General features: G+C 66.7%; 21 protein-coding genes. 6 read left to right on the top strand and 15 right to left on the bottom strand.

What is annotated here, in order from left to right; genetic code table 11:
* Nucleotides 1–22: 22 nt before the first annotated feature.
* From Pla123a_RS20400 to rpmF, 13 genes are all read right to left on the bottom strand, one after another.
* Nucleotides 23–2,218: a tetratricopeptide repeat protein gene (locus Pla123a_RS20400; RefSeq protein ID WP_146590447.1), complete on the bottom strand. Its 2,196-nt coding sequence runs from the start codon at nucleotides 2,216–2,218 to the stop codon at nucleotides 23–25.
* A gap of 12 nt (nucleotides 2,219–2,230) precedes the next feature.
* Entirely contained in the window at nucleotides 2,231–3,223 is a 993-nt protein-coding gene (locus tag Pla123a_RS20395) for a tetratricopeptide repeat protein (RefSeq protein ID WP_146590446.1), read from the bottom strand.
* 55 nt (nucleotides 3,224–3,278) lie between these two features.
* On the bottom strand, nucleotides 3,279–3,671 hold the full coding sequence (gene rbfA, locus Pla123a_RS20390) for a 30S ribosome-binding factor RbfA (protein ID WP_146590445.1): 393 nt from the start codon (nucleotides 3,669–3,671) through the stop codon (nucleotides 3,279–3,281).
* Between the two features lie 103 nt (nucleotides 3,672–3,774).
* Nucleotides 3,775–6,660 carry a translation initiation factor IF-2 gene (gene infB, locus Pla123a_RS20385; protein ID WP_231956573.1) on the bottom strand — a complete coding sequence of 962 codons (2,886 nt, stop codon included), beginning with the start codon at nucleotides 6,658–6,660 and terminating at the stop codon, nucleotides 3,775–3,777.
* Nucleotides 6,661–6,912: 252 nt separating this feature from the next.
* Nucleotides 6,913–8,283, bottom strand: coding sequence for a transcription termination factor NusA (gene nusA, locus Pla123a_RS20380; RefSeq protein WP_146590444.1), 1,371 nt, complete (start codon nucleotides 8,281–8,283; stop codon nucleotides 6,913–6,915).
* Between the two features lie 256 nt (nucleotides 8,284–8,539).
* A complete protein-coding gene (locus Pla123a_RS20375; protein WP_146590443.1) occupies nucleotides 8,540–9,877 on the bottom strand; it encodes a beta-ketoacyl-[acyl-carrier-protein] synthase family protein in 1,338 nt (445 codons plus the stop codon).
* A 72-nt stretch (nucleotides 9,878–9,949) separates the two neighbouring features.
* Complete coding sequence (locus Pla123a_RS20370) at nucleotides 9,950–11,257, bottom strand: hypothetical protein (protein WP_146590442.1); 1,308 nt, start codon at nucleotides 11,255–11,257, stop codon at nucleotides 9,950–9,952.
* Between the two features lie 125 nt (nucleotides 11,258–11,382).
* On the bottom strand, nucleotides 11,383–12,495 hold the full coding sequence (locus tag Pla123a_RS20365) for a matrixin family metalloprotease (RefSeq protein ID WP_146590441.1): 1,113 nt from the start codon (nucleotides 12,493–12,495) through the stop codon (nucleotides 11,383–11,385).
* 191 nt (nucleotides 12,496–12,686) lie between these two features.
* Nucleotides 12,687–13,922, bottom strand: a complete 1,236-nt coding sequence (gene fabF, locus Pla123a_RS20360) for a beta-ketoacyl-ACP synthase II (protein ID WP_146590440.1) — start codon at nucleotides 13,920–13,922, stop codon at nucleotides 12,687–12,689.
* A gap of 217 nt (nucleotides 13,923–14,139) precedes the next feature.
* Nucleotides 14,140–14,379 (bottom strand): acyl carrier protein, encoded by a 240-nt coding sequence (locus tag Pla123a_RS20355; protein WP_146590438.1) that lies wholly within the window; start codon nucleotides 14,377–14,379, stop codon nucleotides 14,140–14,142.
* 289 nt (nucleotides 14,380–14,668) lie between these two features.
* Nucleotides 14,669–15,457 (bottom strand): 3-oxoacyl-[acyl-carrier-protein] reductase, encoded by a 789-nt coding sequence (gene fabG, locus Pla123a_RS20350; RefSeq protein ID WP_146590436.1) that lies wholly within the window; start codon nucleotides 15,455–15,457, stop codon nucleotides 14,669–14,671.
* Between the two features lie 65 nt (nucleotides 15,458–15,522).
* Nucleotides 15,523–16,437 (bottom strand): ACP S-malonyltransferase, encoded by a 915-nt coding sequence (gene fabD, locus Pla123a_RS20345; protein WP_146590434.1) that lies wholly within the window; start codon nucleotides 16,435–16,437, stop codon nucleotides 15,523–15,525.
* 60 nt (nucleotides 16,438–16,497) lie between these two features.
* Nucleotides 16,498–16,680 (bottom strand): 50S ribosomal protein L32, encoded by a 183-nt coding sequence (rpmF, locus tag Pla123a_RS20340; RefSeq protein ID WP_146590432.1) that lies wholly within the window; start codon nucleotides 16,678–16,680, stop codon nucleotides 16,498–16,500.
* Nucleotides 16,681–17,013: 333 nt separating this feature from the next.
* On the opposite strand from rpmF, the gene Pla123a_RS20335 reads away from it, so the two are divergent.
* Complete coding sequence (locus Pla123a_RS20335; protein ID WP_146590430.1) at nucleotides 17,014–17,499, top strand: GNAT family N-acetyltransferase; 486 nt, start codon at nucleotides 17,014–17,016, stop codon at nucleotides 17,497–17,499.
* A 42-nt stretch (nucleotides 17,500–17,541) separates the two neighbouring features.
* Here the strand turns inward: Pla123a_RS20335 and gltX are convergent, their stop codons facing one another.
* Both gltX and Pla123a_RS20325 read right to left on the bottom strand, forming a co-directional pair.
* Nucleotides 17,542–19,107 carry a glutamate--tRNA ligase gene (gene gltX / locus Pla123a_RS20330; protein ID WP_146590428.1) on the bottom strand — a complete coding sequence of 522 codons (1,566 nt, stop codon included), beginning with the start codon at nucleotides 19,105–19,107 and terminating at the stop codon, nucleotides 17,542–17,544.
* 57 nt (nucleotides 19,108–19,164) lie between these two features.
* A complete protein-coding gene (locus Pla123a_RS20325; RefSeq protein WP_146590426.1) occupies nucleotides 19,165–20,229 on the bottom strand; it encodes a hypothetical protein in 1,065 nt (354 codons plus the stop codon).
* 509 nt (nucleotides 20,230–20,738) lie between these two features.
* On the opposite strand from Pla123a_RS20325, the gene Pla123a_RS20320 reads away from it, so the two are divergent.
* From Pla123a_RS20320 to Pla123a_RS20300, 5 genes are all read left to right on the top strand, one after another.
* A complete protein-coding gene (locus Pla123a_RS20320; protein ID WP_197528143.1) occupies nucleotides 20,739–22,871 on the top strand; it encodes a diguanylate cyclase domain-containing protein in 2,133 nt (710 codons plus the stop codon).
* 14 nt (nucleotides 22,872–22,885) lie between these two features.
* Nucleotides 22,886–23,188 carry a hypothetical protein gene (locus Pla123a_RS20315; protein WP_146590422.1) on the top strand — a complete coding sequence of 101 codons (303 nt, stop codon included), beginning with the start codon at nucleotides 22,886–22,888 and terminating at the stop codon, nucleotides 23,186–23,188.
* Between the two features lie 166 nt (nucleotides 23,189–23,354).
* Complete coding sequence (locus Pla123a_RS20310) at nucleotides 23,355–24,047, top strand: DUF4252 domain-containing protein (RefSeq protein WP_146590420.1); 693 nt, start codon at nucleotides 23,355–23,357, stop codon at nucleotides 24,045–24,047.
* 179 nt (nucleotides 24,048–24,226) lie between these two features.
* Entirely contained in the window at nucleotides 24,227–24,835 is a 609-nt protein-coding gene (locus tag Pla123a_RS20305; protein ID WP_146590418.1) for a superoxide dismutase, read from the top strand.
* Between the two features lie 300 nt (nucleotides 24,836–25,135).
* Nucleotides 25,136–26,053: a hypothetical protein gene (locus Pla123a_RS20300; protein WP_146590416.1), complete on the top strand. Its 918-nt coding sequence runs from the start codon at nucleotides 25,136–25,138 to the stop codon at nucleotides 26,051–26,053.
* Nucleotides 26,054–26,143: the final 90 nt, after the last annotated feature.

Here is a 26,143-nt window from a genome sequence, read left to right as displayed (position 1 = left end):
TAAACCCGCGTCTAAATGTGAACTAGTGAGGATTCTTTTCCGGGGCTTCGCCGACGCCGGCTTGCCGCGCCAAATCTTGCAGCCGCTGCTCGATCTCTGCCCGCAGCAGCCCCTGCTGCGCGTCGTCGATCAACGACAGTGCACGCCGCCAATCGCGGAGCGCCGCCCCGCGATCCCCGAGCGCCAAGTGAGAATAGGCCAAGTGGTTGAGGATTTCTGGGTCGGCCTCGTCGGTTGCGTTGACGGCCGCAGCCAGATTATCCCGCGCCTCGTCGAAGCGGCCAAGCTTAAATAGACCCCAGCCGCGACTATCGAGGTAGGCCGGGTTGTCGGGTTCGGCCGCGACAGCCGTCTCGGCCAGGCGGAGGGCCCGCTGCAGGTGCAGCCCGCGATCGGACCATAGGTAGCTCAGGTCGTTGCTGGCGCCGGGGTCGGAGGGGAATTCGTCGAGCACCTGCTGCAGCTGCTCGACCGCATCGTCGACGCGATCGTCCTGCAGGAGCAGGTAAGAATAGCTGAGCCGCGTCTCGCGGAGCGTGGCCCGCGTGGACGGGTCCGGGTCGGATTCGAAACGCCGCAGCACCGCCGCGAACTCGTCGGCGGCGGCCTGCGTCTGGCCCGCTGCCTGGAGCACCCGAGCCACGTTCGCCGCGAACTCGGGGGACGCGGGGGCGAGCTCGGCCGCCCGCCGTGCGGCGTTCACTGCCTCGGTGTCGTCGACGCCGCGCAGCCCTGCGCTGAGGTAGTACCACGCGGCGGGGCTTTCCTCGTCGACTGCACCCTGCTCGAGGGCGCGGCGGATTAGGCCGGCGCCGGCCTCCCCCTGATCGGCGAGCAGCAGGCCGACCGCAAAGCTCAGCAGGTCGTCGCCCTCGACGTTCTTGTCATCCGCGAGGCTGCGTTCTGCAATCGAAGTCGCGAGGTCGATCTCACCCGCGGTCAGGGCGAGGTAGGCCGCCGGCAATAACTCGGCGGGGTTGGTCTGCGGCTGATCGGCCACTAGTCGCAGCCGGGCGTTGACCTGCGCGGCGAACGCGTTGTCGCTTATGGCCGCCTTGATTACGTTGGCGTAAGGATCGAGGGACGGGTGTACCTTGCCCAGCTGCGAAACCAGGGGGATCACCCGGTTGGCTTCTCCGGTGGCCGCGTAGTGCCGTAGCAGCCAGACACCACACGCTGCAAACGAGTCCTCGTCGATCGGCGCCGCCTCGGACAGAGCGTCGTCGATCAGCCGGCGGAGCAGGGGGGCCGCATCGTCGGCTTTGCCCGCGGCCGCCAGCGTCTCGGCCTCTGCCTGCAGGCCGTACAGGCTGTCGGGGTGCTGCTCACGCAAGCGGCTGAGCTCGGCGGGCCAGTGCTCACGGTCGTTGATCTTAACCAGCACCTTGCGGAGAAGTTCGTACGGCGCGGCGCCGAGCGGGTCGCCCGGCGCCGCAAAGTACTGCTGCAGGTGGGCGTACGCGTCGAGCGGCTGCGACCGCTCCAGCTCGAGCAATGCCAACCAATAGTTGGCGGCGGCGTCGGTCTCGAGCTCGTCGCGCGCCTGGCTGAATGCCTCGGCGGCGAGGTGAAGCTCTCCCGCCTCGAGGTGGCACTTGCCAAACATCTCGTAGACCTGGCTGAGGGAGCCCCCCAGGCCGGTGATTATCTGCCGCGACGCCTTTGAGTTCGGCGCCGCCAGCAGCTTCTTCTGGATCTTGGCCAGACACGCGGAGGCCTCCGCCGCATTACCCTGCCGACGGTAGAGGCGGCCGAGTTCGATCCGGACCATGGCCCGCTCGAACGCGTTGCTCGACTCGGGCGTCGACTGCAGCCAGAGCTCGTAGAGGCGCTTCGCCTCGTCCCACTGCTCCGACTCGGAAGCGAACAGGGCGAGCCGCCGCAGCATCTCGGGGGACACGCTGCCGTCCCCGGCCCTGATGAGTGCGTAGCGGATCGCCTCGTCGGCGCGGCCCAGACTCACCGCCAGGGGGACGATGCGGTCCAGCAGTTGGTCCTCGCCCGGGTCCCAGCGCCAGGCGCGTTCGAAGGCGTGCAACGCGGCGGGGAGGTCGGAACTTGCGAAGAGCGTCGTGGCCAACGCGTAGCTTGCGGCCGCGTCGATCTGGTCGCGCTGCCGCTCGCTGAGCGGCTCGGCCGGGGGCGCCGCGGACTCTGCCAGGAGCGGCGGCGTGGCCGGGACGCACAGGCAGAGCAGGAGTAGGTGTCTCAGAGCCACGGCGAGCACGCGCTACTTCGGTTTGCGTTTGGCAGCGGTCTTCTTCTTGACGGTCTTCTTCACGGCCTTCTTGACCTTTTTCTTCTCCGCCTTCTTAGCGGTGGGGGCTTTGGCGGAGGCCTTCTTGACCTTCTTTTTGACCTTCTTCTTCACCGGCTCCGGAGCGTCCTTCTTCGCAGCGGCGGGCTTGCTCTTCTTCCCCGCGGGCTTGTCGGCAACCGGCTTGTCGGCGGTCTTCGTGGCGGTCGCGTCGGGCTTGCCCGCGACCTTCTTATTTGCGACGCTCGATTTCTTGGTCGGCCTGGCGGGCTCGGGGGCCTTGGCCGGGCGCTTCGGCAACCGATCCTTGCAGCCGGGATCGAGAGCCAACAAGATCTTGCGGGCCCCCTGACCGTACGGGTTCTTGCCGACCTCCACGCCGAGCTGGTGCAGCATCGAACCAACTTCGATCCCCTTGGACTTCGGGATAGCCCGTTCGAGCCCCGGGGCGGCGCCCGCCTTGGCCTCGGCGGGCGTCGTGATGTCGAGCGTGACAAACGCCGTAAACAGCCCGAAGTTCACTGGGATCGAGTGCCCCCCCAACGAGGTCTGGGTGACGTACGCAATCGCGAACGGGCTGATGCCCTTGTACGACTGGAACTGCTTGACGGTCTGGCCGAGGTTCTGCTTCTTGAGCGGCTCGAGGTCAAACGTGTAGACGCCCTCGAACATGCTCTGCAGCGATCGTTTCAGCCGGTCCGCGGCCGCCTCGGGGTCGTTGAGCATTCTCAGCTCGTCGCTCAATTCGCGACGCGTGCTGACCCGCACTTCGTTCCAGTCAAAGTAGTTCGCCTTCAGCCGCTCGAACGCCTCTTCGGCGGCCTCGTGGGGCGAGCCCTCCAGCAGGCAGGCGAACACCAGGTTCTCGAGCAGCGTCCGGTCCTTCGACGCGGGCACGGGTTTGTAGTGCTTCTTGAGGCTCGAGACGAGCTTCGTGATTCGGTTTGCGCGATTGGATGCGGCCATTTAAACTAGGGGCCCATTGGAATTGGGGCGTCGAGTGTCGTTCGTCTTGGGTGGTTTACTGGTCGTCGGAGTCGGACTGGGCGTCTTCACCAGGCGGCTCGGGACCATCCTCGAGGACCTCGCTCAGCAACTTCGTCATGGCGATCGAATTCTTCACGCCCATGTCGAGCTCAAACTTGAGCTGGGGGGTGTAGCGGGTGTCGATCCGTTGCGAGATCCTGCTCTGCAGGAATCCCGCGGAGCTCTGCAGCCCGTGCAGGCAGAGCTTGCCCTTGGCGTCGTCGCCCATCACCGAAACGTGCACCTTCGCCTGCCGCATGTCGGCGGACACCTCGACGTAGGTCACCGTCACGTCAGAGACGCGCGGGTCGCGGATCTCGGTCAGGATCGCCATGCTGACGACTTCGCGGATCGCTTCGGCGGCTTTGAGTACTCTTCGGGAGGTCATGGTCGGCGTGCTTGCTAGGGGGATACAGTCCCGCGGACGATTTGTCCGGGGGGTTGGCGATCAACTACGGGCGCCGCCCTTCGGGAGCGGATGGCGCCGGGCGTCAGTCGTCAAAGCTCCTGGCAATCTCCTCCACCTTGTAGACCTCCAGCAGGTCGGCTTCCTTGATGTCGTTGAAGCCGGACAGCTTGATGCCGCACTCGTAACCTTCACGGACCTCTTTGGCGTCGTCCTTCTCGCGTTTCAGTGCGTCGATCGGGTAGTCGCCGATGATCGTGCTGTCGCGGATAACGCGGGCCCGGGCGTTGCGTTCCACGACGCCCTGGATCACGCGACAACCGGCAACCGAGCCGATGCGGCTGATGCGGAACACCTGCTGGATCAACGCGCGACCCAGCGAGACCTCCATCTTCTCTGGACGGAGCATGCCCTCCATCGCGGCGCGCAGCTCGTCGGTAATCTTGTAGATAATGTCGTAGCGGCGGACCTGGACGCCCGACTGCTCCGCGAGCGAACGGGCCGATTCCTCCGGCACGACGTTGAACGCGATGATGATCGCGTCCGAGGCGTCCGCCAGGTGGATGTCCGCGGCGGTCACTCCGCCGACGCTCGCCTGCAACACCCGCAGCCTAACCTCGGGGTGCTCGAGCTTGGCGAGTTCCTTCTGGATCGCCTCGATCGAGCCCCGCACGTCGGCGCGGATGATCAGGTTGAGTGTCTGCACCTCCTCGACCCCGTCCAGGCGGTCGAAGAGGGTCTCGAGCGTGACGTGCTGGTAGCCGGTCTGGCCGAGGAACTCGGAGCGGGTCTGGTGCGCCCGCGCCTCGGCGATCTCTCGCGCCTGGGCCACGTCGTCCAGCACGTAGAAGCGTTCGCCGGCGGGCGGCGCGACGTCGAAGCCGGTCAGGTTGACCGTGGCGGTCGGTCCGGCCTCGTCCATCTTCTGGTGCTTGTCAAGCGTGTTGCTCATCGAGCGGACGCGTCCGTAGGCGTCGCCGCAGACAACGATGTCGCCGATCCGCAGCGTGCCGGTCTCAACGATCATCTTGGCCTGCACGCCCTGGTCGGCGTCCTGCGTCGCCTCGAGGCAGACGCCGATCGCGGACCGGTTGGGGTTGGCCTTGTACTCGTGCAGCTCGGCGACCGTGAGGATGGTGTCGAGAAGCTCGTCGAGCCCCTCGCCGGTGGCGGCGCTGGTCTTCACGACCTCCACGTCGCCGCCCCACTCGCTCGGCTGCAGGCCGTTCTGGCTGAGGCCGGTCATCGCCTTCATCGGGTCGGCGCCGGGCAGGTCCATCTTGTTGAGCGCGACGACAATCGGCACGTCGGCGGCCCGCGCGTGGCTGATCGCTTCCTCGGTCTGCGGCATGACGCCGTCGTCGGCGGCGACCACAATCACGGCGATGTCGGTCACGTTCGCCCCGCGGGCCCGCATGGCGGTAAATGCCTCGTGGCCCGGGGTGTCGACGAACGAGATCTTCTTGTCGCCCTTCTCGATCTGGTAGGCGCGGATGTGCTGGGTGATGCCACCGCTCTCGCCACTCGCGACGTCGATGCCGATCAGCTTATCAAGCAGCGAGGTTTTGCCGTGGTCGACGTGCCCCAGGAACGTGATAACCGGCGGGCGGTCCTGCAGGTCCTTCTCGTCGTCTTCTATCTCGTCGAGACGGCGGAGCACCTTGTCCTCGAGCGTCTCGGGCTGCAGGAAGTCGACGTCCATCCCCAGCTCGGCCGCCACGAACTCGGTCAGCTCCGGGTCCATCGGCGTGTTGATGGTGGCCATTACGCCTTCTTCCATCAGGATCCGCTGGATGTCACGGGCGGGGACGCCGGCGGCCTCCGAGAGGTCCCGCACGGTGCACGGCAGCTGGATCTCGATGCGGCCCTTTCGCGGCGCCGCGGTGTTGACTCCGGACCGACGGGTGCGTCGAACGCGGCGTCCAAACCCAGGGCGTTGGCGGCGATTGCCGCGGTCGCGATTGAGTTGCCGGGCCTCGCGTCCGCCCAGCATCGGGCGGCCACTCGCCTTGCGGCGGCTGTCGTCGTCCTCGGTCTCCTTTGCACGCGCGCCGCCGGTCCGCTCGCGGATCTGCTCGGCCTCGAGCGTCCGCTCGGCGCGGCGCAGGTGCTGGGCAAGCGGCTTGCTGCCGAGCTTGTTGGCCCCGAGCACTTCGGTCGGAAGGGTCATGACCGGCTTCTGGGCCTTGGCTTCTTCCTTTGGCTTTTCTGGCTTCTTCGGCTGAGCCTTGGCCGGCACCGCCGCCAGGCGGACCGCAGGCCGGGCCTTGGCCTCGGGCGACTTGCGGGCCCCGCCCTTGCGTTGATCGCCGCCGGCGCCAACAACGGGCATCTTGCCGCTGCCGGAGTTGGCAGGGCCAATGTAATCTTCCTTGCGGACCATTCGGGCGAGCGGGCCGGGCTTGGCGAGTTTCTCGCGGTGCACTTCGGCCGCGGTCTCGGCGGCCGAGGCCGCTTCGGCTGCTTGGCTGGCAACCGCCGCTCCCTGCTCCTCGGCGACTTCTCCAGCGGGAACGCCCCCCGCCGGGGCCTCGGACGCTACTGCTTCCGACGGCGTGGACTCGGCCTGGGCGGCTTCGCCCGGCGCGGCCTCCGCGGGAGGCGGCGTCTCGGCCTCGGTCGGCTGTTCCTCCTCCTCGGATCCCCGCCGCGGGCTAAGGCGCGGCCCACCCGTCTTGGGAGTGACGATCACCTTCATGCGGTCGGCGCCGCGGGCCTCGGTGGGGCGGACCGGCGGGGGCGGCGCGGCCTTGCCCTTCGCGCCCTTGGCGACGGGGGCGTCGCTCGGGCCGCTCATGAACTGCTTGACCTTGGCGACTTCGTCGTCGGTCAGGCTCGCCAGGGCAGACCCCTTGCCGGGCACGCCTGCGCGGGTGCAGATGTCGACCAGCTCTTTGCTGTCAACGTTTAGCTCTTTGGCCAGTGAATAGATACGAACCGCCAAACTGATGTTCTCCGTTGAACTCGTCATGCGTCTGGCATTCGTTCACGTTGGCTCACCCAGCGTCGCCTGCAAGAGGCGCCGCGTGAGGAGTTCTCGTTTTATCTATCACGAAACCATGACGCTTGCCTCCGCTTGAGTGAGCGTCCGGACACCAGACGCTTACAGTGAGAGCACTCACTATCGTGAATGACCACCAAGCCCTTTATCATTATCCCGTGGCCCCGCTGTTAAAAGGGGGGCAGCGTGCCGAGGGGCGGGATTAGCCCAAATTTAACGCCGTTATCCCTCTGCGGGCGCCTCTTTCGGCTCTTCAGAGGGCTCATCGGCCGTTTCGGCATCGGGCTGTGCGGGATCTTCGGATTCGGCGTTCTCGGGCGCCACTTCCGCGGCCTCCGCCTCCTCCGCTCCCCCCTCTGCCGCGGCAGCGGCCTCGGCGGCAGCCTGCTGCTCGGCCTGGCGAGCCTCTTCGTTCTTCTTGCGTCGGGCCGCAGCCGCGGCCGCCTCGGCCTCTTCGGCACGTGCCTCTGCCTGCTCGACAATCTTGTCGACCTGCTCCTCGCTCAGCCCGCCCATCTGCATCAGGTCGTCGGGCTCGATTATGGAGAGGTCGTCGTAGCTGAGGAAACCCTCCTCGACCAGCTTCTCGGCCAGCTCGAAGGTGACCCCCTCGATGCCGCTGAAACCCTCAACCGCCCGATCGATCGACTCGGCCAGCTCTTCCTGGGTCATGATCTCAATGTCCCAGCCAGAGAGCTTGCTCGCCAGGCGGACGTTCTGTCCGCGTCGACCGATCGCCAGCGACAGGTTGTCCTCCCGTACCAGCACGATCGCCCGGCCCAGGATGCGACACAGGATCACCTGCTCGACCTCGGCCGGCTGCAGGGCGTTGGGGATCAGCACCTCGAGGTCATCGTCCCAGCGGACGATGTCGATCCGTTCGCCCGACAGCTCGTCGACAATGTTCTTGATGCGGTTGCCGCGGACGCCGACACACGCGCCGACGCAATCGACCCGGGCGTCGCTGCTGCTAACGGCGACCTTCGAGCGGTAGCCGGGCTCGCGGGCCATGGCGCGGATCTCGATGACGCCGTCGGCGATCTCGGGGATTTCTTGTTCGAACAACCGCTGCACCAGCTGCGGCGCGCGGCGGCTGAGGATGACCTTCACCCGGCTGCCCGCCTTGCGGACTTCGTAGACCGTGCAGCGGACACGCTCGTTGGCGTGGTGGGTCTCGCCAGGGATCTGCTCGCTGCGGGGCAGGATTGCCTCGACGTTGCCGAGCGACACGGTCGCCGCGGCGCCCTCGTACCGCTGCACGATGCCGCTGACCATCTCGCCGATCTGCTCTTCGTACTCGTCGTACAGGGCGTCGCGCTCGGCCTCGCGGATCTTTTGGATCATCACCTGCTTGGCGGTCTGCGCTCCGATGCGGCCCACGACCTCTTCGGAGTCGAGCGTCTCGCCCTCGCAGACGGCGGTGACCGAGCCGTCTTCTTGATTGATCTTGACGTCAATCTCGGCTTCTTCGCCGTGGTATTTTTTCAGGGCCGAAACCAGCGCCGCCTCGATCCCCTCGAACACGATTTCCTTATCGATGTTCTTGTCACGATGGATGGCGTCGACGATCCGCAGGATTTCGCTGGCGTTCATGGCTTCGTGCTCCTTCGCGGCGAATGACGCCCGCCGCCGGGCAAATCAGGTTGTCGGATTGTTTTGCGGACGCCGTGGCTTTCCACGCCGCGGCGCCCCTGTAACGCAAACACTCACCCCCATCGACGCAAAAAGCCGGCTTTCGCCGGCTGTCAGAGGCGCCCATCGGGCGTCCTCAAACGAGGTCAGTGAGTTAACTGCAGACTAGTCCTCATGCGGTCAGCTGTCAACCGCTACCGACCCGTTCGGCGGCTGTCTAAACCGCTGCCGTCGCGACAATCGATGCGGCCTGCCCCTGGGGTGTGACGCTGCTCGCCACCAGGCTGCCGCCCGCCGCGACTCCCTCTTCTCTCACCACCGCGACCGGGCACGCGGGGTCCGGGGTCTGGTAGTTGAGTACACGTGGCAGGACGCCCGCCCGCAAAGCCATGAGCCCGCCGATCAGCTCGACAACGCCGCCGGCGGCGCCGAGGTTTCCGAAGTAGCTCTTCAACGCGGTCACCGGCTTGGCGGCCGCTTCGGAGCCGAGCGCACGGCCAATCGCCCGCGACTCGGCGGCGTCGGATTCAGTGGCGCCGAGACCGAACGCGCTGATGTGACCAAGCTCGGCGGGCGCCATACCGGCGTCCGCCAGCGCGGCGCGCATCGAGTTGCCAAGCGCCGCCTCGGTGTCGCCGGCAAGGTCGGCACTGGTCACCAGGCTGGAGCCGAAGCCGGCGAGCTCGCCGTAGATCGTCGCCCCGCGGGCCTCGGCCGCCTCGAGCGATTCGAGAACGATGGTCGCGGCGCCCTCGCCGGCGACCATGCCCTGACGCTGCTTGTCGAACGGGCGGCACGCCTTGGTCGGGTCGCCATCCGCGGGGGCGAGCTGCTCCAGTTGCATCGAGTGGATCGCCTGCATCGGCATCAGCCGCGTGCCCGTGGCGCCGGCGATCATCCGGTTCGCTCCGCCGCGGGAGACAATCCGATACGCCTCGCCAATGGCCATCAGGCCGGCCGCCTCGCGCATCGTGAGCGAGTTGTTCGGGCCGCGGAAGTCGTTGAAGATGGCGATATGGCTGGCCGGCATGTTGGGCAGGTAGCGGAGCATCCACAGCGGCTCGATCTCGGCCAGACCTTCGTCGCCCCAGCGGTTGTAGTCGAAGCGATCGCCCTCGGCGCACTTGGCGACAGCGCGGATGTAGTCTTCCGGCATGGTCAGCATATAGTCGCTGCCGAGCACCACGCCGGTGCCTTCGGGGTCGTGGTCCGCTTCCGAGACGCCCGAGTCGGCGAACGCGAGCTGCGCCGCGGCGACCGCCATCTGGGTCTCACGGCACATCATCTTGAGCGCCTTGCGGATCGACTTTTTCAGCTTTCCGTCGAGCTCGCCGAAGTCGTCGATCTTGCCGCTAAACGCCTTCGCCTCGGAGGCAATCGCCATCGGGCCGGCGTCTGCGGGGACCAGCGTCGCAGGCCCGACCGCGCTGCGACCAGCCGACAGGTTGCTCCACAACTCGTCGGCAGAGCTGCCGGAGGGACTAATCAAGCCAACGCCGGTGACTACCACGCGCTGGGACGGGGCCACGCGGCCGGACGGAGAGGGTGTAGTCATAGTCAACGCAGCTTACCAAATCGCCGAGGGCGGCAAAATCCTGGGAGACCCCTAAGTATAGCGCCGGGGCGATCAGTATCTACCGCTAAAACCGCCGGTCGAACGCATCGCGGTGGACGGAACGGAGCCTGGGTTCGAGCTCGGAGTGGCGGTGCCCTTGACCTCGATGAACAGCAGGCCGTCGGCACGCGGCGGGGCGTTAACCCCGGGGATCAGGTTGAGCAACTGATTGCCCTTGTCGGGCGTCGGCGGCGCGACCACCCCCAGGCTGAGCAGCAGCACCTGATCGGACGGCCAGCGGAAACGCTCGTGGATCGTCGCCGACGTGAGCTGCGGCACCTCGATTTCCATCCGCTGCGGACCGGCCATCTGAGTCGGGATATCAAGCTGCACCTGCTGCATCTTCTCGACCTGGTTGATCCGGATCTTAACAATCGCGTCCGCCGTGGCGCCGTCGAACGAGAGCAGCGGGCTAAACTCCATGCTGGCGCCTTCTTCCAGAGTGCCCGTCTCGGGCTGGAAGCCGGGCCAGGTGTTCTGCGTGCGGACGATACCCTTGATGTACTGCCGGGGCCGCATGGTCGACATAATGGCGGACCGGCCGTTGAGCACCAACTGACCCGAGGAGCTGTGTTCGCGGTAATCGGTGCGGCGGACCAGGTCAGCCATCAGCAGCGCGGCGTTTTCCTTGGGCAAAATCCAGCCCTGCATGCCGGGCGACTGCACCGGGATGGCGGTCATCAGCGGCATCGCGCGGGCCCGCCAGCCGGGGCTCCGCACGGTCGCAATCCGCAGGGCAAACGCCTTAGACTCGCTCTGAGTATTCACAAACCGGTCGACGATGTCGGCCACCACGCCCTGGGTTTCCGGGGTGTGGTACACCCGCAGCGTGTCGCGGGTGGCGTTCAGGATGCCGAGCGGGTCGGAGTGCCAGGTTTCGTAACCGGTTTCTCGCAAGATCCAGTCGACGATGGTCTGCTCGGGGTGCGGTGTGTTGGCGACCTTAAGCGTGTAGGGGCGGATGTCGTACTCGCGCATCACCTGCCCGTGGTCGTTAGGCAGCGAGCTCGGCCCCTTGCTGACGCGGGCGCGGCTAGGAGCAGAGCCGCCGAAGGGGGCCATCGCCTGACCGCTTGGCGCCGAACCGGTCGCCGGCGGCGTAGAGCCGGGCAGCGGCGTGATGCTCTGGTCTGGCGTTGGAGGCGCGACCGGCTGAGCTGGCTGGCCGTAGCGAGGTTCCGCAGGAGGGCCCGCGGCGCCGCCGGCGGGGCTAGCGTACCGGGAATCGGCCGACGGGGCCGACCAGTCTTGCTGCTGGGCGGCGGCGAAGGACGCGGCGGCGCAGAGACTCAACAGGGCGGCGGTACGGAGGCTTCGCATCGGGGGTTCTCCCATCGGACGGGCGGACACTTCCACCAGCAGGATGACGAGCCAAACCCGACCCGCTGGGCGGCGGATGGTACGGGGGGGTGGCAGGAGAACGCAATACGAGTTGAGCCGTGCTGTTAGCTTCGGCGGAGGAGAGCCGCCGTGGCAAGCGAGAGAAGGAGGGCGCCCCCGCCGGGCGAAGGCGCCGCTGTTGGAGCTAGCGACGGCCCGGCCTGCCCGTAGTTCTCGGCCCAAACCTTGTAGTCGCTGGCAGGGTAGGGGCTCCGTAGCCCCTCGCGCCAAACCGTGTAGTCGGCGGCGTTTGTCCGCAGGTCGCCGTTGAAGTCACCCGCTACCAGCGCCGGCAAGCCGACGCTCCAGCCAAGGTCGGACAACCCTGCGGCGTCTAGCATTGTCAGCTCCTTGCGGACCGAGCCGTTGAAGCTTGGGTCGTAGAGGGTTTCCTGGGTGGCGCCGGTGTCGATCGCGACCGACATCGTGCCCTCGGCCCAGTGCCCGCCCCCCGACTGCATCGGGACCGGGGCGCCGAACGCTTCGACCGCGGCGGCGCCGACGAAATTGCCCGCCGCGTTGACCAGGCCAAGATTACTCAGGGAGCTGCCGCCGAATCCCAGCACGTGCCCCAACTCGTGCAGCGCCACCGAGTACAGGTCGCTCTCGCCCGTCGACGGCGCCGAGTTGAGGTCGAGGTGCCAGTCGGTGGTGCCGTCGTTGTCGAAGGAGATCGTCCCGCCCCAATGGGCAAAGCCGCTCGCCTGGCCACGGGATTTGTAGCTGCTAACAAAGTCGTCGTATGACTGCACGAAGGTCGCGATGTCGGCCGGCAGCAGGCTGTACTGGTAGTTCGACCAGCCGAGCCCGGCGCTCGCGATCTGCTTGCCGGTCGAGCCCGACAAGGGGGCCCCGCCGGCGAACACGACATACTCGTTCTGAGCGATCGTGAACTGGTCTAGCTTGACCGCGGCATTTTGGTTGGTGGGGTCGTTTGGGTCGGCAAACTCCAGGAAGATGTCCCCCGTGCCGCCGCCACCGCCGTAGAAGCGCGCCGGCACCGAAACCGGCGCCAGCGAATCAGTCAGGATCCCGCTGTAGTAGTCGGCGGCCGCGTTCAACGCGGCGCGGGCCTGCTGCCCCTGCGATGTCGATGCACTGAAGAAGCCCGACCCATCCTGGCTGTAGTCGATGCGCAGATTAGCCGCCTGGCACGCAACCGCTAAGTGCGCGAGCACAGCGGCGGTCAGAATTGCGAGAAGAGAAGGGCCCGCAGGCCGAGGACGCATCATGGTGTCTTATCGTGCTGTTCCCTAAGCGGGTCCTAGGACCCACTGCCCCTGCCGAAAAGCTAGGCGGACCTTGACGATAAAGCAAGAATCTGACGAGAAAACGCGTTAATCCGCACCGCAGAAATCGGCAGCGTCGATCAGACCTTGGCGGCGACGATTGACCCGTTGTGGCCGCCGAACCCAAAGCTATTGCTCATCACCACCTTGACCTCCCGCTGCTGCGGTTCGTTCGGCGTGTAGTTGAGGTCGCAGGCCGGGTCGGGGGTGTGCTGGTTGATTGTCGGCGGGCAGACCCCGTCGTTCAGGGCCTTGATGCTAAGAATCAACTCTACGCCACCGCTCGCGCCGAGCAGGTGCCCGAGCTCGCTCTTGGTGCTCGAGACATTCAGCTTGTAGGCGTGGTCGCCAAAGACGCTCTTGATGCCGACCGTCTCGGCCTTGTCGCCCAGTGGCGTGCTGGTCCCGTGGGCGTTGATGTAGTCGACTTCGGTCGGCTCGAGCTTGGCGTCCCGCAGGGCGCAGGTCATCGCCCAGGCGCCGCCCGAGCCATTGGGGTCGGGCTGGGTGATGTGCCCGCCGTCGGCGCTGGCGCCGTAGCCGACAATCTCTGCGAAGATCGGTGCGTTGCGGGCCTTGGCGTGCTCGTACTCCTCGAACACCAGCACCCCCGCGCCCTCGGCCAGGACGAAGCCGTCGCGTTCGGCGTCGAAGGGGCGGCTGGCGCCCTGCGGGTCGTGACCCCGCTCGGAGAGGGCCCGCATGTTGGCAAACCCGGCCAGGCCCATTTCGGTACAGGCCGCTTCGCTGCCGCCGGTAATCACGATGTCGGCGTCGTCGTACTGGATGGAGCGGAAGGCGTCGCCCATGGCGTTAGTAGCGCTGGCGCACGCGGTCGCAACCGCGACATTCACGCCCTTGAGTCCGTAAAGGATCGAGACGTGTCCCGACGCCGCGTTGACCATCAGCTTCGGGATCGTGAACGCCGAGACCTTGTCCGGCCCCTTCAAAATCAAGCGGGTCTGCTGGGCCTCGATCTCGGTCAGACCGCCGACGCCGGAACCGATGATGACTCCGCAGCGGCGCGGGTCGATGGTCGAAAAATCAACGCCCGACTGGTTCACGGCTTCCACCGCCGCGACGTGGGCGAACTGCGTGAAGCGGTCGAGGCGTTTGGCGTCCTTCGGCGAGATATACTCCGACGGGTCCCAGTCGTGGATGTCGCCGCCGAACTTGACCTTGTGACGCGTCGTGTCGAAGGCCTTCAGCTCGTGGATCCCGCTCTTGCCGGCGAGGATGTTCTGCCAGAGCTCATCGACCTTGCACCCCAGGACGGTCACCGCGCCCATTCCGGTAACTACAACTCGCCGTTTCATAGCACTCGTCCGCGGTCTTGTGTGGGAGGAAGGAGCCGGGGCGCCCCCGGCCCGAACCAGGTCTCAGGATCCAAAAAAAAGGGCGCCGGCCCGCGAGGCCCAGCGCCGAAGCACGCGCCGGCAACACCCGGCTTCCCCGGGCCCGGACTGACAGGCGACCACGCGGGCGCGTGGCCGCCCCCGTCACGCGACGCGTCAGACGCCGCGGGGCGGAGACTCAGCTTCCGGAGTTTGCCTCGATAAACTCAACCGCCTGGCCGACGGTCTGAATCTTTTCAGCCGCGTCGTCGGGGATGTTGATATCGAATTCTTCTTCCAGCTCCATGACCAGCTCAACCGTGTCGAGCGAGTCGGCGCCGAGATCGTTGACGAACGACGTCTCTGCTGAGATCTTTTCTTTGTCGACGCCAAGCTGCTCTGCCACGATGTCCGTGACGCGTTCCAATACCGAGGCCACTACTGTTCTCCTTGAATCCGCTAACAGGACGCTATCGATCCGGGCGTCGGGCGTGGCGACTGGGAGGACCCAGCGGAAGGCCCAGCGGGAAGCCCTGCCGACCACTACCAGGGGCCGCTTGACGGCCCCCGGATGACGTCCGGAATTGGTTAGTAGAGTAAATTGCCTGCGGGCCCCTGGGAGGGCGAATGACCCCTCAAAATAGAGGGGCTCCACAAGCGAGGTCAAGATATAGCTGTTTGGGTTGGGGCTGTCTAGGTCGACCCGCTAAGCCTGAGAGCCGCGGCGATCAGCCGGTCATGCCCCCGTCGATGGTGAGCACCTGGCCGGTAATGTAGGCCGCGGAGTCGCTCGCCAGGAACAGGGCCGCGTCGGCCACCTCGTCCGGCTCGCCCAGCCGCTGCAGCGGGATCCGCTGCTTGACGACGTCGTGGAAGGCGTCGCCGCCGGCCTCGGCGAGGATGTCGGTCATGTCAGAGCGGATGAAACCGGGGCAGATCGCGTTGACCGTGATCGGCCGCCGCTTGCTGCCGAGCTCCTTCGCGACCGTCTGGGTGAAGCCGATCACGCCCGCCTTCGAGGCCGAGTAGTTGGCCTGGCCCGGGTTGCCCATCAGTCCCGAGATGCTAGAGATGTTGATGATCCGGCCGCTCTTGGCCCGCACCATCACCTGGGCGACCGCGCGGGTGAACAGGAAGACCGAGCTGAGGTTCGACGAGATAACGTCGTGCCAGTCGTCGTCGGACATCCTCAGCAGCAGCGTGTCGCGGGTAATGCCGGCGTTGTTTACCAGGATGTCGATCGCGTCCCACTGACCGTGGATCTGGTCGACGGTCGCCTGGATCTGCTCGGCGTCGCAAACGTCGCACTGGTGGACGCTCGCCTGACCGCCGGCATCGCGGATCTCCTGGGCGACCTCCTCCAGCTTCTCGGTGTTGCGGGCGACGCAGGCCACCGTCGCGCCGGCCCGACCCAGCCGGGTGGCGATCGCGCGGCCGATGCCCCTCGAGGCCCCGGTCACTAACGCGACCTTCCCTGAGAAGTCGGAAGTTACAACTGCTTTACTCGGCTCAGCCATCGTGGCTCCTGACAGAAACTTTTTTGCGGATCGTCGCCCGGCGTCGTGTAGAAAGGGGACTCGGGCTAGGCGGGGACACTCTCGCAAGGGAGCTTGCGGTTGATCCGCTTCAACAGGCCTCGCAGCACTCGGCCGGGGCCCACCTCATAGACCGATTCGACGCCGTAGTCGTCGATCATCCGCCGCATGGAATCTTCCCACCGCACCGGGTTCACTACCTGCTTCGCCAGCAGTGCTCGAATCTCGTCGGGGTTGTCGTGGGCCTGGGCGTCGACGTTGCAGATCACAGGGATCTGCGGCGGGTTAATTGTCACATCGGCGAGCTTCGCCTGCAGCCGCTCGACAGCGGGCTGCATCAGGCTGGTGTGGAACGCGCCGGCGACGGCTAGTGGTACGACCCGCATGGCTCCCGCCTTGTCGGCCAGTTCGGCCACCCGCTCGCAGGCGGCAGTCCCGCCAGAGACCACCGTGTTGCCCGGGCACAACAGGTTGGCGATGTTGAGTACGTCGTCGCCGCGTGCTTGGTCTACCAGATCGGAGATCTGGGGCACCTCGAGTCCGAGGATACTGACCATGCCCGACGGGGTCGCCTCGGCGGCGTCCTGCATGGCGGCGCCCCGCTCGGCAACGACCCGCAGGCCGTCCTCGAACGAGAGAGCTCCGGCGAACGCCAGGGCGGTGTACTCACCCAGGCTTAGCCCCGCGGTAACCGCACAGCCGTCGATCACCGCCGGCTCGTCGAGCTTAAACTGCTCGAGCGCGGCGAGGCTGCTCACGTAGAGCGCCGGCTGGCTGTAGGCGGTCGAGTCGAGGTCCTCGGCCGGGCCCTGCGAGCAGAGCTTCAGCAGGTCGTACCCAAGGATCTGGGCGGCGGCGTCGAACTGCTCGCGCGCAACGATCGACCGCTCGCACAGCTCGGCGGCCATGCCCACGGTTTGGGCCCCTTGGCCGGGGAAGAGCAGGGCGGTTTGAGAGCTCATGATGCTTTGCCGAAGATTGCACCGCGACGCGCCGCAGTAATGGGGGTCGCAGAAACGGGTTTAAGTCGCCTCGACCACCGTGCGGCCCATATAGTGGCCGCAGTTCGTGTTCGGACAAACCGTGTGCGTCGGGATCATGGTCCCGCACTTCGGACAGGCGTGGAGCTGACGCGCCTGCAGCGCATCGTGGCTGCGACGCTTGCCGCTGCGTGAGTTGGAGTGCTTTCGCTTGGGAACAGCCATTTCAGGCGCCTTCTAACTTGTTGGCCCAGTTCCAGAGACGCCCATCCCTCGGGCATCCCCTGCGTGGTCACGGGGGGTCATCGAAGCCCCATAGGGTAGCCGCCTGGCGGCAAAGCTGTCAATGGCCGGCCAGCGGGCCTAGCCGAGCCCCGCCAATCGCGGGCAGCCGCCTCCCTACGGGCGGTACTGCCGGTCGGGGGTCGAGCCTCCTCACCAGCCCGCGCACGAGCCATCCACCGCCCGAGGCGCCTTGCCGTAATCCGCTAGAAAGGCGACCCTCAACCCGAGCCCCTCGAAGGCCTTAAGAAGTCCGCCAACGCGTCAGGAGACCCCGTGGCCCCTCACGTCCAGCCGCTCGACTACAACTCTGCCCAGCACCGCCAGTCGCTCGTGGATCTGCTGGAGTCGTACGCCAGCACCCCCGAGGGGAGCGGCACCGGCATGACCGACGAGGCACGCCAGAACGTCGCGGCGATGCTCAAAGCGACCCCCCATGCGTGTGTCCTGGTGGCGGTGGAGGAGGGCGATCCCTGCGGGGTCATTGTCTGCGTCGAGTCGTTTAGCACCTTCTACGCCAAGCCGGTGCTGAACATCCACGACCTAGTAATCTCGCCGGGCCACCGCGGGCAAGGGATCGGACGGATGCTGATGCAGGCCGCCGAAGAGGAGGCCCGGCGACGTGGGTGCTGCAAGATGACGCTAGAGGTCGTCGCCAGCAACGCCCCCGCCAAAGGGCTGTACCGCAGCTGCGGGTTTCAGGGCGGCGACTCGGCCATGCCAGACAACGCGATGCTTTTCTGGACCAAGCCTCTCGTCTAACCGCCTGATTGTTTCCGCCATGGGCAGCCGAGTGTGCAGCGGCTACTCGAGCATCGACAACGCCCGCTCGATCCGCGCGACACAGCGGTCGCGGCCAAGGATAGCGAGCGACTCGTAGACCCCGAATCCAACCGCCTTGCCGGTCACAGCGACCCGCAGCGCGTGGATGATCTGGCCAATCTTGATCTCGCGGGCTTCGAGGAACGCCTGCAGCGAGGCCTCGATAGCCGCGCAATCGAACGGTTCCACGGCCGACAGCTCGGCCGAGTAGTCACGCAGCAAACCAGCCGCGTCTTCGGGGTTGGAAATCCGTTTGGCGAACGCCTTCTCGTCGTACTCGAGCTGCTCATCTGGCACGAAGAACTCGCGGTACTCGAGGATGTCGCCGGCAGTCTTGAGGCGGTCGCCCGCCGCATCGACAATCGCGGTCACGTAGGGCCCTGCGTCGCACGGGGCTGGCGAATCGAGGTACCCGGCGCGTTTGAGAAAGTCAATGCACCACGCCGCTTTGGTCTTGAGCGGCAGCTGCTGCATCGCCCGATCCTGGAACGCCTGCAACTTGCTGGGGTCGAAGCTGGCCGGCGCCTTGTTGACCCCGGCGAGGTCGAAGCACTCGATCATTTCCTCGCGGGTGAAGTCCTCCCGCGAGTCGTCCAACGACCAACCAAGCAGCAGCAGGTAGTTGAGGATCGCGTCCGGCAAGTATCCGACCTGCTCGTAGAAGTCGACAATCACCGGGTTGAAGGTCTCGGCGGCGGTCTCCAGGCCGAGCAGCTCGGCGACCCGCTGACCGTGCTGATTGAGGGCGGCGAAGTCGCGGTTCTTCAGGTACTTGTCGAGCTTCCGCTTGCTGAGCTTGGTCTTGCTGCCCGGCTCGGCAACGAATGGCAGGTGGGCGAATTCCGGGAGCGGGTAGCCGAGCCGCTCGGCGATGAAGACTTGTCGCGGCGTGTTGGAGAGGTGCTCCTCCGCCCGGATCACGTGCGAGATCTGCATCTGGTGGTCGTCGACCACGGTGGCCAGGTGGTACAGGCACGACCCGTCCGCCCGCTGGACGACGTGGTCCTGTTCGCCGGACCCGGCGAACCGGACCTCCCCTCGCACCAGGTCGTTGAGCACCAGTTCGCCCTCGCGGGGCATCTTCAACCGCACCACGCCCTGCCGCCCCTCGGCCTCAAATGCCGCGGCCTGCTCCGGCGTTTCGGCCATCCAGCGGCGGCTGTAGGTGAACGCGCCGCCCGACTGCTGGGCGGCGTCCCGCTCGGCCTGCAGCTCTTCGGTGGTCGCGTAGTCGCGGTAGGCGTCGCCCTGCTCGAGCAGCTGGTCGACGGCCGCCTGGTAACGGTCGCCGCGTTGCGACTGGTAGTACGGGCCGAACTCGCCGCCGGCTTCGGGGCCCTCGTCCCAGTCGAGGCCCAGCCACCGGAAGCCGTGTAGGATCGGCGCCAACGCGGCCTCGACGTTCCGCTGCTGATCGGTGTCGTCGATCCTCAGCAGAAACTTCCCGCCGTGACGGCGGGCGAATAACCAGTTGAACAAAGCCGTGCGGACGCCGCCGATATGGAGGTAGCCAGTCGGACTCGGAGCGAAGCGGGTGCGTACAGTCATTGCGGGTGGTTGGTAGGCAGGGGCCGGTTGCGAGGGCCTGATTCTACGCCATCGCCGCTAGGCGGCGTAGCGTCCGCCTGCCTTGGACTTCCGCAGCCGCTTGCGTTCGGCCTTGGAGAGCTTGCGGCGCGGGTTGTCGTCGTCGTAGTCCGCGTCTGCGTCGGAGCCGTCGGTCCACCTGGAATCCTCGGAAGCAGCGGCCTCGTTGCTGGTGTCACGCCGTAGCGATGGCGCCGGCGACTCTTCTTCGGCAACCGGTTCGGCCGCTGCCGGCTTCGACTCGAACCGCACAGTGGCGGGCTTCTCGCCGACCTTCGCCGGTTTGCCCGCCTGCTTGGTGGCCGCGGCGTCGGGGCTCGCCTTTGTCACCTTCTTTGCGGGCTTCTCCTTCTTCTCCGGCGCGGCGATTACTCCGTCGGTCTCGAGGAGCACCCGACGCACAAACGCAAGCTGAGCCGCCGCCGCCATCACCAATCCGATCAGCAGCCCGCCGCTCTGTACCAGCTGGGCGTGCTCGGACGCCTGGGCGGGAACCGCCCCAGCGGCCCCACACCACGACACGATTACGGCCGCCGCCGCCAGGACCGAGAACGCCAGCGACAGCCGGCTCTCCGCCAGGTCGGCGACGGGCCGGAACCCGAGCACCAGGGCCGACAGTGCCAGGGCGGTGATCCACCACCCCGAATTGCCCACTGCAGTCACGCCGGTCAGACGCGTCAGCTCGGCGCCGACCAGCGATCCGGCGCCGACCGAGTACGCCGCGCTGAGCGCGACTCCCGCAATCGCCGCGGTTAGCCACCAGCGGTACAGACCCCGGACGTCGTCCGAGCGGTTGGATCGCAGCCCGTAGATGACTGCGCACAGCAGAGCTACCACCAGCATGAGCGAAGCTACGAGCCAGCCACCTACGGAGCTAGGCGCCGCCACGCTCAGCGGCCCCGCCAGCGCCGCGGGCAGCAGCGGCTTGAAGTAGTCACCCGCCAGCACCCCGCCCGACAGCAGCAACCCAGCCGAGACCGTTCCGGCCAGCGAAACCCCGCTGGTCGGCAGCACGGACCGGGCCACCGCAAAGCTGGGGCTGCCCGGATCCGGGGCGAACCGACGCTTTTTGAGGCCCGACACTGGGGCCTCGGCGGAGAAATCCTGTTCGGAAACGCCCGCGGCGGTTCGTGTCCCGTCATTCAGCATGCGACGTCGGCGACCATCCCTTGCACCAGAAGCCATCAGCGTTCCCTCGCCTGAAGCCCGCCATCCGGGCGGGGTAGATAGTTGATTCGAGACAAGCACGGCGTCAACGGCCGTGATTCGATTCGTCCGTACAACCATTCGGATCGGCACGTGCGGCCCCGAGTTTTCACCCCCCGCGTTAATAAATCGGATTGGGTAAGCAGCACAAGAACCGACCCTTAGCGGTTACGCGGCCTGCGCCGGGCGTCTGAGATCTGTTGTAAGTCGTTCGGTGAGAGTGGTTTGCCGACCCGCACTGCGTGACCTAGCTTTCCCAGGAAGCGTCCGCAAGAACCAATTGCCAGCCCGGCGAGATGTCCGAAACCCTGCCTAGTCCCCTGGATTTACCGCCCGGTACGCCGGTCGTCGGCCATGCCGGCGCCGACGAACCCTCACGGATTCCGGTGCTGCTGCAATCCCTCGAAGAAACCGCCCGCCTGAGCGGCCACGCCGCGGCCGAGCTCGACCCTAAGGTCACTCAGTTCGAAGACCGCCTGGCCGCTGCCCGACTCGGACTGGCCGGTTCGCTGTTCACGGGCCTGCGTTGCAAGCACCCACCCACGGCGTCGCACTGCCTGCGAGTCGCACTCGGCTGCAGCCGCTGGGCCGCGGCGTTGGAGATGCCAGACGCGCTGCGGACCCAACTCGAACTCGCCGCGTTGCTGCACGACATCGGCAAGCTCGGCGTGCCCGACTCGGTACTGATCAAGCAGGGCCGGCTGCAGCCGGAAGACCTCGCGGCGCTCAACCGGGCGCCCTACCAAGCCAAAGAGATCCTCGAGCGGGCCGGAGCCCCACAGAAGCTGATCGACGTCGTGATCGCGTCCAATGCGTGGTACGACGGCAGCCGCGGCGACAGCCAACCGAGCGGCGAAGACATTCCCGTGCTGGCGCGGTTCTTGTCGATCGTCGACGCCTACGACTCGATGACCACCGACCACGTCTACCGCCCTGCGAAGTCGCAGGAACGGGCGGTCGCTGAGCTTTTCCAGTGCGCGGGCTCACAATTCGACCCGGGCCTGGTGCGGAGCTTCGTCGAACAGCTTGGCAAGAACTACGCCGAACGCTCGGCAGAAGTCTCCCAGCGCTGGCTCGCCCAGCTAGATACCGGCAGCGGTAATCTGCCGTGGGAGTTTACGTCGCACGCCCCATCCGGAGCAGACCCGGCCAGCTCCGAGCTGGCGATGTTCGAGAAGGAGCTGATCGACCACATGCACGACGGCGTCGTGTTTGTCAGCCCCCACCGGCAGATCTTGTTGTGGAATACCGGCGCGGAACGGATGACGGGCGTCGGCAGCTCGGCGGCGGTGGGCCAGACGCTCACGCCCTCGCTGCTGGTGATGAGCGCCTCGGACGGCCGGCTGCTAGACGACACCGAGTGCCCTATCGCCGAAGCGATCAACACCGGCGCGCCGAACGTCCAGCGGATGAGCGTCATCGGCCGCAAGGGCAAGCACATCGAGGTCGACCTGCACTCGATCCCAGTTTGCTCGCCTTCGCAGGGCATCCTCGGGGCCACGGTGCTGCTGCACGACGCCTCGAGTGAGGCGTCGCTGGAGCAGCGGTGCCAGGCGCTGCACGTCGAGATGACCAAGGACCCGATGACCCAGGTCGCCAACCGGGCAGAGTTCGACCGGGCCCTGGCGATGTTCGTCGACGCCCACCAAGAAACCGGCCTCCCGTGCAGCCTGATCATGGCTGACATCGACCACTTCAAATCGATCAACGACACCTTCGGCCACCAGGCCGGTGACGAGGCAATTATCAGCTTCGCCACCCTGCTGAAGGCGGTCTGCCGTACCGGCGACCTAGTCGCCCGCTACGGTGGCGAAGAGTTCGCCGTGCTGTGCGCCGACTGCAACAACGCCAACGCCGCGATGCGGGCGGAGCAGATGCGGCGGGCCCTTTCCGAGACCGTTCAGTCCGAACTCGGCGGGAAGTCGATTACTGCCAGCTTCGGCGTTTCGGAACTGCAGGCGGGCGACACGCCCGAGACGCTGCTCAGACGCTCCGACCGGGCGCTGCTGCAGGCCAAGGATCAGGGGCGCAACCAGGTCGTGCAATTGGGGGCAGGTATGGACGAAGAACAACCCAAGAAGAGCTGGTGGGGCTTCGGCTCGTGGGGCAAGTCCCTCATCGAGACCACGCTGGTCACCAACGTGCCGATCGAGGTCGCGGTGGAGAAGCTCAAGGGCTTTATCGCCGACCACGACGCCAAGATCCTAAAGACCGCCGAGCACGAGATCCGCATCGAGTGCTCCGACGCCGGGGCCGGGTCGCTGCGGCGCACGGGCGACCGCCCCGTTGGGTTTGTGCTCGATCTGAAGCTCGAAGAAGAGTTCATCGAGCGAGAAAACTCGGTCGGGCTCGCCAAGGGCGCCTACGCTCAGACCACCGCCGCGGTGACGATCCGCCCGCGTCACGAACGTGACCGCCGCCGCGGTTACGCAACCGAGCGGGCCCGCAAGCTGCTGGGCAGCCTCCGGTCCTACCTGATGGCCCGCGAGGCCGACCTCGAAACCTCCCCCTCCAAGTAAGAGCGATTCCGGTTATGAACCGCGAGATCCAAGAAGTCAAACTCCCCAGTGGGCCCCGCGGCCAGGCGCTGCTGCACGCCCGAATCGCCGTCAATTCGCTGGCCGCCGCGCCCGTGCCGCACTCCGGCGACGCCATCGACGAGGCGTTCGCCAGCTACCAGCCGGCGTCCCGTCGGACCGATGGCAACCACGCCGACGAGCAGGACGCGAAGACCACGCGGGACGCTATCCAGCAGATTACCCGCCAGCTTCAGCAAATCGACGACCAACGCCGCGAGCTGAGCCGCCTGCTGACCCTGCTGGACAGCGAAGGCTGATTCAAACGGCGGCTACTCCGCCCGCCCTGTCCCCGCCGAGAACGGGCCGCGTGCGAATCACTGCAAAATCCGCCGTCCGCACCAAGATGCGGGCTGTCCCCCACGAATAGCCCCCTAGGCGACTGGAGTCGTCCCATCCAGACTCCACCGACTAAGGAACGTTGCTATGTGGGATGTTAGAGAACGCCGTGGGATCTTTCGGCACGCGGCATTGGCGTCGGCGCTGCTGATCGCGCCGGCAGCCACCCTGCAGCCGCACGCCGCGCTGGCGGCCGGCCAGACAACCCGCCTCGAGTTGCCCGGTGTGCCGACCCCGACCGTCGAAGTCGACCTCGGTGGGCAGCTCATCGACCACGCCCTCAGCCTCGGCGAAGCCGCCTTAACCGGCTTCCTCAACGGCCTCCAGGACAACGCGCTGGAGCAGAACGCCGAGGCGGTTCGATTCGCCACCGAGCAGATCGGGTCCACCAAGGAATTGACGCAGACGCTCCGCGAGGTGGTCCGCGGCGTCCACCTCCGCGTGTGGAAGGAACTGCCCGACGTCGAAGCCGTGGCGGCCAGCGTAGCCGAACGGCTCGAGACCGAACTGCCCGACCAGGGGTGGGAACCGACGCTACGGGCTTCCGAGAGCGGCAAGATGGTGCGGGTCTACGTCCGCTCCACGGAAGACGCCGTCGAGGGGGTGCTGATCCTGGCCCACACCGACCACGAGCTGGCGCTGGTCAATCTGGCGGGCGACCTCTCGCAGGAGAACGTGCAGCGGCTCTCGACGCTCGCCACGAAGATCGCTGTTGAGCTTGGCCTGGACCGCGAGCTCGAGAAGGCGGTGCAACGGCTGCAGCAGAAACGGGGGAACTAGCGCCGCGTCGGGTCGCCCGCCTGCAACTGCGGGCGGGCGGCCAAAGTGGCTAGGCGGCGGATTGTCAGTAGTCCGTTAGCGCGTTAACCTGCGGGCTGTTACGCATGGCGTGGTTGGCGCCGATATTGCAGCAGACCTCACGCGGACACACGCCGCAACAGACCATACAGGAGACCGAAATGGCCTACACCCTCCCCGAACTCCCCTACGCTTACGACGCGCTCGAGCCGCACATCGACGCGAAGACCATGGAGATCCACCACACCAAGCACCACAACGCGTACGTCACCAAGGTGAACGCCGCGTTGGAAGGGGCTGGCGTGGCCGAGCAATCGATCGAAGACCTGTGCCGCAATATCGCTAACGTCCCCGAGAATATTCGTGGCGCCGTCCGGAACAACGGAGGTGGCCACGCCAACCACTCGCTGTTCTGGACCGTCATGAGCGGCTCGGGCGGCGGCGCCCCCAGCGGCGACCTGGCCGCGGCGATCGACGCCGAGCTCGGCGGTTTCGAGAAGTTCAAAGAGGACTTCTCCAACGCCGCCGCGACCCGCTTCGGCAGCGGCTGGGCGTGGCTCAGCGTCGACGGCGGCAAGCTGGCGGTCGAGAGCACTCCCAACCAAGACAACCCCTACATGGAAGGCCGCACCCCGGTGCTCGGCCTCGACGTGTGGGAGCACGCCTACTACCTCCACTACCAAAACCGCCGGCCGGACTACATCTCGGCGTTCTTCAACGTGGTCGACTGGTCCGCAGTTGCGGATCGTTACGCCGCCGCGAAGGGCTAATCGTCGGCCTGCTAGCGACCAACAGTCTCAACAGCCCCGTGAGGACAGGCCTCGCGGGGCTGTTTTCGTTTTGCCGCCGTTGGCCCGTAAATCGACGTTGACTCAGTCGGGCACACTCCTATACTCCGCCCGATTGGCTCGCCGCCGACGCCAGCATTGCTGCCAGATTGCAAAGCGGGGCGTTTCGGCTGGCCCCGCCAGCCGGCGTGAGCCGAAGAAAGAAAAACACGATTGTAGGGATCACACTCTGACGTGCGGCCCCCGAGCCCACGACAACCGAATCTCCCAGGCACGGACGCCATGCGAGCCACTTCACGAACCGCCCACAATTACGCCACGTTGATGCTCTTGCTGGTCCTAGCGGCCACAGGGTGCCGTTCAAGCTCGCGGTGGGCCTCGCTGAATCCGTGGTCGCACGGCGACCAGGAAACCTCAATCGCCGCCCGCTCTGCCCCTGAGCTGCCGACCGACCAGGTTGCAAACCCCGGCGGCGCCGCAACCGCGGTTGCCACTGCCGCCTCGTCGTCTCAGGTAGCGCCGCCGTTCACGCCGGCTGCGACCTCGGTGCCTGCCTACCCGACGACCGGCGTCGCTAGCGCCTCGGCTCCGACGGCCTACCCAGCAACCGCGCCGCCCGCAACGACGACTCCGGCAACCACGGCGCCGGCCTACCCAACCACTCAGACCTACGCCGCGGCGGCGCCCGCCGCCCCGGCAGCCAGAGCTGCGACTCCGGCAGCGGGTCCCTACGACCCGAACGGCTACACGCCGCCGGTCGCAACGGTTGCCGCTGCCCCCGACGAACGCTACGGCGATTCTCGCTACACCTCGACCAACGGTCTGCCGCTGGCTCAGTCGCCAGCTTCGTCTCCGCTTGCAGGAGCCGGCTTGCCTGCCGCCGCTGCGGCGCCATCCGGACGCTACGGAGAGGCCGCGCCGCCGCTACCCGGACTGCCGCTGGCAACAACGCCGGCCAGTGCGGTCGCCGCTAGCCCAGTCGCGATGCCGGCTGCTTCCCAAGTAACGCAGACGGCTGGCCAGGGCGTGCCGGTCGCCAGCTCACCTGGCGGCTACCGCCCCGGTGGGACGTCGAGCTACGACCCCCAGGTCAGCGTAGCGCTGCGTTCTGCTCCGGCGGCAACGGCCCCGAAGAGCAGCGAGCAGACCCAGACCCCGCCCGCCAACGCGTACCCAACCACCGAGGCCTACCGCTACTAGTGGCGATGGGCCCACCGGACACGCGGTCAAGGCAACGCGCCTCGCGGGGTCACAGTTCGCGACGGTATCTAGCGCCGCCCTCAATTGAGA

The organism is Posidoniimonas polymericola, assembly GCF_007859935.1.
GTDB lineage: Bacteria > Planctomycetota > Planctomycetia > Pirellulales > Lacipirellulaceae > Posidoniimonas > Posidoniimonas polymericola.
This window is presented reverse-complemented; position numbering and strand designations above follow the sequence as displayed.

Bases quoted from the DNA above. Each gene is read 5' to 3' on its own strand.
- rbfA (WP_146590445.1), bottom strand. From the start codon at position 3,671: ATGACCTCCCGAAGAGTACTCAAAGCCGCCGAAGCGATCCGCGAAGTC.
- fabF (WP_146590440.1), bottom strand. From the start codon at position 13,922: ATGAAACGGCGAGTTGTAGTTACCGGAATGGGCGCGGTGACCGTCCTG.
- rpmF (WP_146590432.1), bottom strand. From the start codon at position 16,680: ATGGCTGTTCCCAAGCGAAAGCACTCCAACTCACGCAGCGGCAAGCGT.
- Pla123a_RS20310 (WP_146590420.1), top strand. From the start codon at position 23,355: ATGTGGGATGTTAGAGAACGCCGTGGGATCTTTCGGCACGCGGCATTG.
- Pla123a_RS20300 (WP_146590416.1), top strand. From the start codon at position 25,136: ATGCGAGCCACTTCACGAACCGCCCACAATTACGCCACGTTGATGCTC.
- Pla123a_RS20305 (WP_146590418.1), top strand. From the start codon at position 24,227: ATGGCCTACACCCTCCCCGAACTCCCCTACGCTTACGACGCGCTCGAG.
- nusA (WP_146590444.1), bottom strand. From the start codon at position 8,283: ATGAACGCCAGCGAAATCCTGCGGATCGTCGACGCCATCCATCGTGAC.
- Pla123a_RS20395 (WP_146590446.1), bottom strand. From the start codon at position 3,223: ATGGCCGCATCCAATCGCGCAAACCGAATCACGAAGCTCGTCTCGAGC.
- gltX (WP_146590428.1), bottom strand. From the start codon at position 19,107: ATGACTGTACGCACCCGCTTCGCTCCGAGTCCGACTGGCTACCTCCAT.
- Pla123a_RS20315 (WP_146590422.1), top strand. From the start codon at position 22,886: ATGAACCGCGAGATCCAAGAAGTCAAACTCCCCAGTGGGCCCCGCGGC.
- fabG (WP_146590436.1), bottom strand. From the start codon at position 15,457: ATGGCTGAGCCGAGTAAAGCAGTTGTAACTTCCGACTTCTCAGGGAAG.
- infB (WP_231956573.1), bottom strand. From the start codon at position 6,660: ATGACGAGTTCAACGGAGAACATCAGTTTGGCGGTTCGTATCTATTCA.
- fabD (WP_146590434.1), bottom strand. From the start codon at position 16,437: ATGAGCTCTCAAACCGCCCTGCTCTTCCCCGGCCAAGGGGCCCAAACC.
- Pla123a_RS20375 (WP_146590443.1), bottom strand. From the start codon at position 9,877: ATGACTACACCCTCTCCGTCCGGCCGCGTGGCCCCGTCCCAGCGCGTG.
- Pla123a_RS20370 (WP_146590442.1), bottom strand. From the start codon at position 11,257: ATGCGAAGCCTCCGTACCGCCGCCCTGTTGAGTCTCTGCGCCGCCGCG.